This is a genomic window from Dyella lipolytica, from assembly GCF_030160075.1.
GTDB lineage: Bacteria > Pseudomonadota > Gammaproteobacteria > Xanthomonadales > Rhodanobacteraceae > Dyella_B > Dyella_B lipolytica.
In genome coordinates this window covers 840,281-850,964 of record NZ_BSNQ01000003.1, presented here as the reverse complement: position 1 = coordinate 850,964, position 10,684 = coordinate 840,281, and the positions used below count along the sequence as shown (strand labels likewise).

The window sequence follows — 10,684 nt, the reverse complement described above, 5'->3', positions numbered from 1 at the left end:
TCGATGAAGCCACTTGCTTTGATGGGAGTACTGACGCTGGCCGGTTGCGCGGTCGGACCAAGTTTCCGTGCGCCCGCGGCGCCGGACACGTCGACCTACACGCACGACGCCCAGCCCGCGACGACCGTCGCGGCTAACGGCACCGCGCAGACATTTGTCCCGATAGAAAAAGCCCCCACCATGTGGTGGACGCAGTTTCACTCGGATCCCCTCAATCGTTTCGTCGACACCGCCTTGCAGCAAAGTCCGACACTGGCGCAGGCACGCGCGAAACTCCTCCAGGCGCGGGAAGACTACGCCGCAGAAGCCGGAGCGACCGAATACCCCGCGATCGATGCCAAGCTGTCGGGTGAACGACAGAAGGTGGACATTGCCCAGTTCGGCATTCCGAATATTCCCAATCCCGGCCCCTTTACCTTGTACGACGCCTCGGTCAGCGTGACCTACACGCTCGATGTCTTCGGTGCTAATCGTCGGGCGCTCGAAGCGCTGAAGGCACAAGTCGACTATCAAGCGTACGAATTCGACGCCGCGCGTCTCACGCTCGCAGGGAATGTGGTGTCCACCGCCATTCGGCGTGCTTCGCTGCAACAGCAAATCACCTTGACACAACGCCTGGCCGACACTCAGGCGCAGCAGCTGGCCATCACTGAAAAGCGCTTCGCAGCAGGCGGCGTGGCACAGCTCGACGTGCACAGCCAACGCACGTTGCTGGCACAGACGCGTGCATCTCTGCCGCCGCTCGCTACCCAACTCGCGCAAGCCGATCATCAACTCGCCATCCTGCTTGGTGAGCCGCCCTCGAAGGCAGATTTCGGTGATCTGACCCTCGATGCGTTGCACCTGCCTAAGCGCGTGCCACTTACCTTACCCTCGACACTCGCGCGTGAGCGGCCCGATATTCGTGCGTCGGAAGCATTACTGCATCAGGCTAGTGCCAATGTTGGGGTGGCGACCGCCAATCTGTATCCGCAATTCACTCTCGCCGGCGGTGTGGGGTCGGAGCGGCCGCGTATCCGGGACATCGTGAAGGGTCTCAACATCTGGAATGCCGGTCTGAATCTCACGCAGCCGATTTTCCATGGCGGCGAGCTGCGTGCGAAAAAGCGTTCCGCGCAAGCCGCTTATGACGCGGCACTCGCCGGCTATCAACAAACGGTGTTGCAGGGCCTGCAGCAGGTCGCAGACACCCTGACAGCCTTGCAAAACGATGCGAGTGAGTTACAAGCCCGCGATGACGCCGCACAACAGGCGCAGGCAAGCCTGGCCATCGCGCAGACCCAGTATTCCGTCGGCGGGATCAGTCAGTTCGGACGACTGGATGCCGAACGCCAGGCGTTACAAACCAAACTGTATCGGACACAAGCACAAGCCAGTCGGTTGGCCGACACGACGGCACTCTTTCAATCGTTGGGTGGCGAATGGTAAGCGGTGACCCCATCGAGGGCGCTTGACGAACACTGGCAGCTTTGTGGCGCTAATTGCCCGTGGGAACAACGCCCGCCTGCTCGATCATCAGCACCACCGAGCGTGCTCGTGCATGGGGGCAATGCATGATGCCCTTGGGAACTGTGAAGGCTTGTCCCGGCGTGAGGCTGATCATCTGATTCTCAAGCTCGATATCGAGATGGCCTTCCATGACAAGGAAGAATTCGTCGGTGTCGTCGTGCTTATGCCAATGAAAGTCCCCTTCCATGACACCGAGTCGCACCCAAGCGTTATTAACTTCGCACAAGGTGCGATTCCACCAAGGTGTCTGCGCGGCACCGATGGCGGATACATCAAACGGTTCGCCACCGGCAAACATGACGCTATCGGTGTCGATATCGTATCGGTTGTCGGCCGTGTTCATGATGAGTCACTCCAAATGAGAAAGTTCATCCCCGATGATACAAGAGCCTATGGTGTCATTCAGACGATTGGATGATAACGCCTAGAGCGATGGCGCCTTCGCTGCTGGATTCTGGAGTTTAAGTTGGGCGACCCTGTCCGGCCGACAGTCTGGACTCCTTCGAAGACATCTACCTCATGCATTAATTTTGCTAGCTCTCAGCTGGTCACTGAGGACGCGTCATGAATCGGCACATTATCAACAGCATGTTTTCATTTTCGGTGGAGACAGTAAGCGCAATCGATGGCGTTGCCACGAATGGGTGCTCACACCCTTCAAAAACAAACATGCCGCCAGAATGGCGGCACGGTCGGGCCTATCGGTCATCCATCGTGAGGCAGGGCCCCGCCTCGGCGCCTGACGTCCCGGCCTAGTTATTTTACGCCCCCGGTAAGGCGTTCGGGACGCATAGGAATAGCGGCGCTTCAACGCGATTTGGCTAGACCGCCATAAATTGCACGAAAACCGGAACAACCACGATCAACGCTGTGGTGCTAGGCTCACGATAAAGTCAGGCCACATCGAATGACTGAAGCTTGTGACAAGAGCGACGATCATGATCGCCACATCGCGCAACGGCTAATGCGATACCGAAGTAGCCGAAGTTCAGCAGTGCCACGATAAGAACCTTACGCCGTAGCGAAACGTGGCCCAAGGCATCAAGCAGAGGCGAACTCATCGTATATCTCTAGGGATTGGCAGGGCCGATTTTCGCGTTTAGTTTCGACAGACGCCGCCCACGATCCGCCAGGATGAAATGCCTTTTGTGATCGGTGAGTTTCCGCCATTGGCGGATCTCCGACGTCGTGCGCAGGCAGCCGGCACACAAGTCGGTCTTGCGATTGAAGCGACAAACTTCGCTACAGGGTGAAGGAAGTGCCATGTCAGGCATGCTCCTCGGTCGGTTGTAGCGCGTTTGCGATGGTTTTCCGCTCCGCCACTGGCAATAACCGCGCGGAATTGAGGATGAAGGTCAGCTCGGACGCAACGTGGATGAAGGCCGCGAACAACGGATTGAGCAGACCGGCAGCGGCCAGCGCGATACCTAGCAGATCCACCACGATCGTCCCGGTAAAGTTCTGCCAAATGATGCCGCGCGTGCGCCGTGCTAGCTGCAGTGTCTGGGCAAACTTGGACAAGTCATTGCCTAGCAACACCACGTCGGCGCTTTCGCGGGCGATATCGGTACCCGAGCCCATGGCCACGCCGACCTGCGCTTTCATCAGGGCGGGGGCATCGTTGATGCCATCACCCACCATGGCCACCGTGGCCTTGAGAGCGACCAATTGTTCGATGTAAGCCAGTTTCGCATCCGGCAACACCTCCGCCACGACGGTGTCGATACCCAACTGAGCACCCACCGCGTCAGCGACGGTCTTTACATCACCGGTCAGGAGCACCGTGCGCAGACCCATCGCGTGAAGGGTTTGCAACGCATGGCGTGCCTCGCTGCGGATCGTGTCGACCACCAAGGCCGTACCGATCCATTGCCCGTTGCGCGCCATCCAAACCTTGGCAGCCTCGGGTTGTTTCCTCTGCACGTCTTCGGGAAGCACGACCCATTCGTTGCGCAACAGCGACTCATTGCCGACCAGAATGCTGTCCCCCGTAACCGTGGCGGTAATGCCCAGGCCGGGTATATATCGAAAGGCGTCCGGCTCAATGGGTGTCACACCCTGCGCACGGGCATAGCGCACAAGCATTTTGCCCAGCGGATGCTCGGAACGTAGTTCCGCCGACGCGATCCAATGCAAGGCTTCCTCGGTCGTAATACCGGGCGCGAGCATCAACGACTGCACTTCGGGCTCTCCGTAGGTCAGCGTGCCGGTCTTGTCCAGTACCACCGTGTCCACGCGGCCTAGCTGCTCGAGATACAGGCCGCCCTTGATAATGGCGCCGTTGCGCGCCGCGCGCCCGATGGCACCGAGGATAGCCAGCGGTGTGCCCGCGGCGATGCCGCACGCACCCGCGACGATAATGACCGAAATGGTGGCGCGGATATCGTGGGTGATCAGATAGGTCAGCACGGCGGCAGCGAGGGCGAAATAGACCAGATAGCCGGCCAGACGGTCGGCCAGGCGCTGGACCGGAGCCCGGGAGCGCTCCGCCTCCTCAACCGCTTCAATAATCTTGCCATAGCTGGTGTCGCGGCCGACACGTGTGGCGACGATTTCCAACGCGCCGGACTGGTTGATGGAACCGGCATAGACATCGGTACCGGCGGTCTTCTCCACCGGCATCGACTCGCCGGTGATACGGGCCTGGTCGACAAACGAATGGCCGGCGACCACCTGTCCGTCCACCGGAATGCGGCCACCCGGATTAACGAGCACCGTCTCGCCCACGGCCAACGTGTCGCTATGAACTTCGCTGATCGTACCTCCACGGCGAACCGATACCTCGCGCGGCAGGAAGTCCAGAAGATCGCGGATTGCCTTCCGCCCCCGGGACACTGTCATGCCTTCCAGCACTTCAGCGACCAGTACGAACAGCGTGATCACCAGCGCCGTGAAGAACTCTGAAATCGCAGCGGCAGCGATGATCGCGATGGTCATCGACAGCTCCATCGTCATGCGCCGTGCTAGCAGATTCTCTAACGCCTCCTTGAAGATTGGCCAGCCGCCGATCGCCAGTCCGGCGATGCCGATCACGCTGAAGCGTGGCCACGGTTCCCACCACTGAAACCAGACGGCGATGGCCGCCAAGGCCACGGCACCGATGCGAAGCGCTTCGACTGCATCGAAAGCGTGCTCGTGGTCATCATAAGCGTGGTCATGGTCGTGATCATGCGCAGCGGGCACGATCGTGCGTTGCGCAGCCTGAACGGGCAAATCGTTTTCGAGGGGGGAATTGGAGGTCGGCATAGTGAAGCCCTGGGTTACTTCATGTACGAATGAATGACTTCGACGAGCTCACGCGCGCCTTGGGCGCGCTCGGCTTCACCGAGGCTTGGGTGTGCCACATGCATGTCGATGTGGTCCTCCACCACCTTGGCCATCAGGCCGTTGATTGCGCCGCGCGCAGCCGCGATCTGCCGCAGGATCTCGGCACAGTCTTTTTCGTCATTCAAGGCGCGCTCGATACCTTCCACCTGGCCCCTGATACGACGGACGCGGCTGAGCAGCCGGGTCTTCTCCCTGGCTATGTGTGACATGACAATCCTCCGCCAACGGAGCGTGGCTCAACTCAAGAATATCATATACCCCACTAGGGTATATTGCCTTGCCGCACACTGATCAAACCAAGGTCGCCACAGGTTGCATAATGTTTTACAGGCCTTGTGGCGGAAGGCTTTTCGCGGTGATCAGTCACGCCAAAGTCCGGGAAGCGTTGACACGTTGCACGTTTCGCCACTGCATTCATGCACGCTGCGCTTGAAGCGTGGTGAGCAGCCATCAGAATTCAAGGCGCCCCCTCGAGAATGACCTCGCGCTAACAGCCTATTTGTTAGACCCCATCCGCGATGCTCACGGCGCCGGGTGCCGCCCCGACCTTGAACCCTACCTCTGCGCAAACCGGGCTGGCGCGAATTCGCCCTCACCTGCCCTACCGCCTTCAGCACACGTCAACCGATATCTTCAATTCGCACTTGGCCTATTTTTAGTAGGCACTCGCGGATCTGTCCTCATTGGAGCACGGGCACCAGGGCACTGCATCCAGTGGTGGCTCGTCGTCGTAAGACGATGTGCAGGCCCTTGCCCACCGCTCCGGATCACCCACCATGAAGTTGTCGTGCACGCTGCTAGTACTCAGCCTGTTGTCGGTATTGTCGTGGAGCGCGCTTGCGGGTAGCGCATCCGGGCCAGCACCCGATCAGCCGCTGACCGCGGGCGGATGACTGACGATGACCATACTGCGCCTGCTGCTGGGTGATCAGTTGAATCCTAGGCACTCCTGGTTCGAGGTCGTCGATCCACGCGTGCTCCACATTCTGATGGAAGTGCGTCAAGAGACCGACTACGTCCTGCATCATGCCCAGAAGATTCTGGGCATCTTCGCTGCGATGCGCGATTTCGCGCGACAACTGCGATCGTCAGGCCACCGGGTGTATTACCTCGCGATCGACGATCCCGAGAATCTGCACGACATCCCTGCCAACCTTGATCGCCTGATTGCCCACCATCGGGTAGCCATTCTCGAATATCAAGCACCAGACGAATGGCGCCTCGACCAGCAACTTGCCGACTACGTACAGACTCTTGCGATCCCGGCACGGATGGTCGACAGCGAGCACTTCTTGACCCAGCGCGACGACGCTGCGGGACTCTTCGGTGCACGCAAGCACTGGAGGATGGAAACGTTCTATCGCCACATGCGCGCAGCACACAGCGTGCTCATGGAGCCAAATCGGCAACCTGTGGCTGGGCGCTGGAACTTCGATACCGAGAATCGCAAGTCCTGGCCAGGCATCCCGCAGGAACCATCGGATAGGCGCCCCGTCCACGATCACCGGATCCTGTGGTCTGCCATCGCCGCCGCTGGCATCCGGAGTTTCGGCGAACCGCATGCCGAGGACTTCCGCTGGCCCTTGAATCGCGATGAGGCCTTACAACAGCTGGATGCTTTTGTGCAATTTGGGTTGCCGCATTTCGGCGACTACCAAGACGCGATGAGCGTACAGGCAAAGCGCCTGTTTCACTCTCTGCTGTCCTTCGCCCTCAACGTCAAAATGCTGTCGCCACGCGAGGTCATCGCCCGCGCCGAATCGGCATGGCGCGCAGGAAACGTGCCGTTGGCCGCTGCCGAGGGCTTTATACGCCAGATCCTGGGTTGGCGTGAATATGTTCGCGGCGTGTACTGGGCGCGCATGCCGGCCTATGCCAAAAGCAACGCCTTCGCTCACCACCGCGACCTGCCTGCGTGGTTCTGGACCGGCGCAACCAAGATGAATTGCCTGCACCACGCGATCACGCACTCGCTGGAGCACGCCCATGCCCATCACATCCAGCGGCTTATGCTAACCGGCAACTTCGCGCTGTTGGCTGGGCTGGATCCCGAGCAGGTGCACCGCTGGTACCTCGGCATCTACATCGACGCGTTCGAGTGGGTGGAACTACCTAACACCCTGGGCATGAGCCAGTATGCCGACGGCGGCCTGCTCGCCACCAAACCGTATGTCTCGGCGGCGGCGTACATCCATCGCATGAGCGATTACTGTCGAGGCTGCCAGTACCGGCGTGACGAACAAGTCAGCGAGAACGCCTGCCCGTTCAACGCACTGTATTGGGATTTCCTTGCAAGGCATCGCCGCACGTTAGCCGATAATCCTCGCCTCGCGCTCGCGTATCGGCAGCTCGGTCGTCGGCCCCAAGCTCATCTTGCCGCGCTACGGGACCGTGCGGCCGAATTGCTGAATAAGCTTGACGAGCTATGACACCGGCACGAAAGCATCCAAGCCCAAGCGCTTTTCGTACGAACTGGAGTCATAGCAACCCAACTGGCGATCGTTTACAAGCCAAGCTCACAGGCACCATGAATCCATCGAGGAGTCGACAGATGCGCTTTCATTGTATTGCGGTGTTTCTGTGTGCTGTCGTTGCCGGATGCACTGCTGCGGGAGCGTCCGAGCCATCGGTGGGGCACGAGGTAATCGGTACGGCGGGTCTTCAAGCAGATGTCGACAGCCTCCAGCGTATCTACGAAACCCTTCATCCCGGCCTTCTTCGATACAACACACCCGACGAAATCAAGGCACATTTCGCGTTGCTCCGCCGCGCACTCGATCACGATCAATCGCGCGCCTCTGTTTTCATCGCCCTTTCGCAGTTCGCTGCAACCATAAAGTGCGGCCATACCTATGCCAACTTTTACAACCAGTCGCACGCCGTGCAGGCAGAATTGTTCAATGGAACTAACCGTGTGCCCTTCTATTTTCGGTGGATAGATGGGCGGATGATCATCACGCGCAACCTATCTAGCGATAAGCGTCTGCGCCCGGGATCGGAGATTCTGGCTATCAATGGCGTGGCGACATCGCAAATCTTGAAGACGCTGATGACGGTCGCGCGTGCTGACGGAGCTAACGATGCTAAACGCGTCGCTTATCTGGAGGTTCAAGGAAACGACGATTACGAGGCCTTCGATATCTTCCTGCCGTTGTTCTATCCGCAGACTGGCTCGATCATGAAGCTCAAGGCGAGCGATACGAACGGCGTCGCCTGGACAACTTCCGTCGCAGCGCTCTCTTACAAAGAACGCTTGTCATTCCGACCCAAAGCCGCCGCCGGCTCCGAGGCGCCCTGGGAACTCACGTTTCCGAGTCCCGGTGTTGCGCTGCTCGATATGCCGACCTGGGTAATGTACAACCGCACATGGGACTGGCATCGCTACCTCGGTAACGTCTTCGCGAAACTCCAAGCTACACAGGTCCGTTCACTGATCATCGACGTTCGCGCAAACGAAGGTGGTGATGATGTCGGTAACGTGATTTTGGCGCATCTTATCGAGCGCGATCTGGCGTTGCCGAATTACCTGCGCCTAGTGCGCTATCAGAGTGTGCCGCGGGATCTCTTGCCCAACCTCGATACATGGGATGCATCATTCAAGGATTGGGGCGCCAAGGTACGGCCTTACAACGACCGCTTCTACCGACTCACAAAGTACGACGACGATGCGCGCGGCACGATCATCACCGCCCTCTCCCCGCGTTTCGCAGGGCGCGTCTTCGTTCTGATCGGTCCAACCAACAGTTCGGCGACATTCCAGTTTGCCGACATCATGAAGTCACAACACCTGGGCATGTTGGTCGGACAGCCAACGGGCGGCAATCGCCGCGGTATCAATGGCGGTGCGTTCTTTTTCGTGAGACTGCTGCATTCGGGACTCGAGATGGATTTGCCATTGATCGGCACATTTCCCGTCGTCAAGCAGCCCGATTCCGGGATCGACCCGGACATCCGCGTCGTGACCACGATCGAGGACATTAAGCAAGGGCACGATCCTGAATTGCAAAGGGCACTCAGCTTGGCGAGCGCGGTGCAGTAGGAATGGTATGTGCTGCCCGAGATGAGGCCATATCTGGATGGATAGTTTCCAGAGCCACAATGAGCACTGCCGAAACGCTTACCAGCACATCATTGAATTTGGTAGCGGCCTTAGTCTGAAGGCAGCAGCAAAATGACCATTCGAGCGAGCAATTGCTCGCTCGTCAGTGAACGCACGATCCATAACGGCCTGATGGTCTCGACCATCTCGAAAATCATCTCCGCATACACTTGGCGGGTTGTGGCTCTGCCGACTGAATGCCATCGCAGCTGACCCCGTAATGGCCAGATGACTTGTGTGTGCAACGCCTGGCTGCGGAGCTTCGGAACAGACAGACACTGTCGCCAAGGCCCGTGTCTGGTGAAGGTTCAGTACCTTGTGGTGCATTCGAAAATTCGCGGTGATGTTATGCGCCACCTGCTCATCAAGGCGCACGTACTTTGTGCGTTCGAAGACGCTTCCCATGATCGTGGAGACATGTTGGATGTGTCGCTCATGAAAGGCCAAAATCCGTGCTTGCTTGGTCGGGACCTATTGACACAACGAGCCAATGCCGACCTTTGGCTTTCGGCAACGACGTTTGTCGTGGTCCGCAAATAGCCACGCTCCACGGGCAGCTGTTCGGCAATATCCAGAATCGCATCAAACGTGAGCATCCTCGTTTTTTGGATAATGCGAGTTGTCAAGCTGTCTTTCGTCCGCATGCTGGAATGAAGATGTGTTACCGCGGACCAATGTAGCGCAGTCAACGCTTATGAAAATCATCTATCAAGCATAGCGTCACACGAATTGGCCGACGTGCAAGGATGAACTAGATCGAATAAGCCCTGTTGTGTGTTTTCTTTTGATGGCTGGGGGCCTTTCCGTAGACACAGATGTTGCTATCAAGGAAGTTAAAATGGTGCGATTTTCTGCATGGCGACGCATATGTAGGAAAACGTCTTTCGCACTCGGCCAATCGCTTCGTGACCTTTATTGGAACTTCGCACTACGGGTTCGAAGATGCATCTGAGTCGATTAGCAAATGCATCGGTACCGCACTCTTTCCTTCGAGGGCGATTGGCTCCAACAGTTTTGTAGAAGCCAATCGCCGGCATAGCTCAACCGACAAGGCTATGCAACGTGAGTGCTGATAGGTATACAGCCCGCTTACCACCAAATTTGGGTGGGGTTGTAAGTAAACGCATCCACAGACGCTGTTCCAATCGGAATGCCCGCAGAAAATGCTGTAACATTAAAAGCCTGATTGAGCGCGCCAGCGGCGGTTGCCGTGAGCGTAAGATCCACGCCTGCGATGCGAAGCGTGCCCGAGAAGCCAAAGTTGTGCACCTGCGGGGCTTGGGTTAAGGCGAGATTAAAAAGGGGCAGTCGACCTACGACGCTTCCGTTGGCTAACACTAAGCCAGTAAGCACAGGTTGGGATCCGGTTGTGTCGATGACGAAATCCGACAGCGTGACCGTCGTACTCCCTGCTATCAAATTGAGGCCCCCGCTATGCGTGATTTCGCCATGCGCGTCCGCCAAATCGATTTGACCATTGGGAATTGGAAACTTCGCGGTACTGCCACTTAATTGGGCAGGAAATTCACGACTAGCCGTTACATGGAGGCTGGCGAGCGCAGATAACAGAGCTTGGGAAAGGCTTACCGTCGTGTTGCCTGCGTAGGTCGTTACCGTGGGCGCCGCGTAAGTTGGAGCGGCCAATAATGCTGTTGACGCGGCGATGGGTAGAGAGAGTCTCACTAAGCGCTGTAAAAATTTCATGATCAATCTCCACGTTAGTTTGTCATGTTAAAGATGGCCTTTGAT

General features: G+C 58.0%; 8 protein-coding genes. 3 read left to right on the top strand and 5 right to left on the bottom strand.

From position 1 onward, the window contains the following. Positions 1–3 precede the first annotated feature (3 nt). Positions 4–1,428: an efflux transporter outer membrane subunit gene (locus tag QQL64_RS05225; protein ID WP_284396596.1), complete on the top strand. Its 1,425-nt coding sequence runs from the start codon at positions 4–6 to the stop codon at positions 1,426–1,428. 49 nt (positions 1,429–1,477) lie between these two features. On the opposite strand, the gene QQL64_RS05220 is transcribed toward QQL64_RS05225, so the two are convergent. The 4 genes from QQL64_RS05220 to QQL64_RS05205 all read right to left on the bottom strand — a co-directional run bounded on the left by QQL64_RS05220 (position 1,478) and on the right by QQL64_RS05205 (position 5,045). Next, positions 1,478–1,852, bottom strand: a complete 375-nt coding sequence (locus QQL64_RS05220) for a cupin domain-containing protein (protein ID WP_284396593.1) — start codon at positions 1,850–1,852, stop codon at positions 1,478–1,480. Positions 1,853–2,579: 727 nt separating this feature from the next. Further along, a complete protein-coding gene (locus QQL64_RS05215) occupies positions 2,580–2,774 on the bottom strand; it encodes a DUF1289 domain-containing protein (RefSeq protein WP_284396591.1) in 195 nt (64 codons plus the stop codon). Between the two features lies 1 nt (position 2,775). Continuing rightward, positions 2,776–4,755, bottom strand: a complete 1,980-nt coding sequence (locus QQL64_RS05210; RefSeq protein ID WP_284396588.1) for a heavy metal translocating P-type ATPase — start codon at positions 4,753–4,755, stop codon at positions 2,776–2,778. A gap of 14 nt (positions 4,756–4,769) precedes the next feature. After that, complete coding sequence (locus QQL64_RS05205) at positions 4,770–5,045, bottom strand: metal/formaldehyde-sensitive transcriptional repressor (RefSeq protein ID WP_284396587.1); 276 nt, start codon at positions 5,043–5,045, stop codon at positions 4,770–4,772. 690 nt (positions 5,046–5,735) lie between these two features. On the opposite strand from QQL64_RS05205, the gene QQL64_RS05200 reads away from it, so the two are divergent. Next, positions 5,736–7,265: a cryptochrome/photolyase family protein gene (locus QQL64_RS05200; protein WP_284396584.1), complete on the top strand. Its 1,530-nt coding sequence runs from the start codon at positions 5,736–5,738 to the stop codon at positions 7,263–7,265. Next, entirely contained in the window at positions 7,262–8,875 is a 1,614-nt protein-coding gene (locus QQL64_RS05195; protein WP_284396582.1) for a S41 family peptidase, read from the top strand. The genes QQL64_RS05200 and QQL64_RS05195 overlap by 4 nt, the downstream gene beginning before the upstream one ends. Positions 8,876–10,024: 1,149 nt before the next feature. On the opposite strand, the gene QQL64_RS05190 is transcribed toward QQL64_RS05195, so the two are convergent. Further along, positions 10,025–10,639: a hypothetical protein gene (locus QQL64_RS05190; RefSeq protein WP_284396579.1), complete on the bottom strand. Its 615-nt coding sequence runs from the start codon at positions 10,637–10,639 to the stop codon at positions 10,025–10,027. Positions 10,640–10,684 lie beyond the last annotated feature (45 nt).

Bases quoted from the DNA above. Each gene is read 5' to 3' on its own strand.
- QQL64_RS05225 (WP_284396596.1), top strand. From the start codon at position 4: ATGAAGCCACTTGCTTTGATGGGAGTACTGACGCTGGCCGGTTGCGCG.
- QQL64_RS05220 (WP_284396593.1), bottom strand. From the start codon at position 1,852: ATGAACACGGCCGACAACCGATACGATATCGACACCGATAGCGTCATG.
- QQL64_RS05215 (WP_284396591.1), bottom strand. From the start codon at position 2,774: ATGGCACTTCCTTCACCCTGTAGCGAAGTTTGTCGCTTCAATCGCAAG.
- QQL64_RS05210 (WP_284396588.1), bottom strand. From the start codon at position 4,755: ATGCCGACCTCCAATTCCCCCCTCGAAAACGATTTGCCCGTTCAGGCT.
- QQL64_RS05205 (WP_284396587.1), bottom strand. From the start codon at position 5,045: ATGTCACACATAGCCAGGGAGAAGACCCGGCTGCTCAGCCGCGTCCGT.
- QQL64_RS05200 (WP_284396584.1), top strand. From the start codon at position 5,736: ATGACCATACTGCGCCTGCTGCTGGGTGATCAGTTGAATCCTAGGCAC.
- QQL64_RS05195 (WP_284396582.1), top strand. From the start codon at position 7,262: ATGACACCGGCACGAAAGCATCCAAGCCCAAGCGCTTTTCGTACGAAC.
- QQL64_RS05190 (WP_284396579.1), bottom strand. From the start codon at position 10,639: ATGAAATTTTTACAGCGCTTAGTGAGACTCTCTCTACCCATCGCCGCG.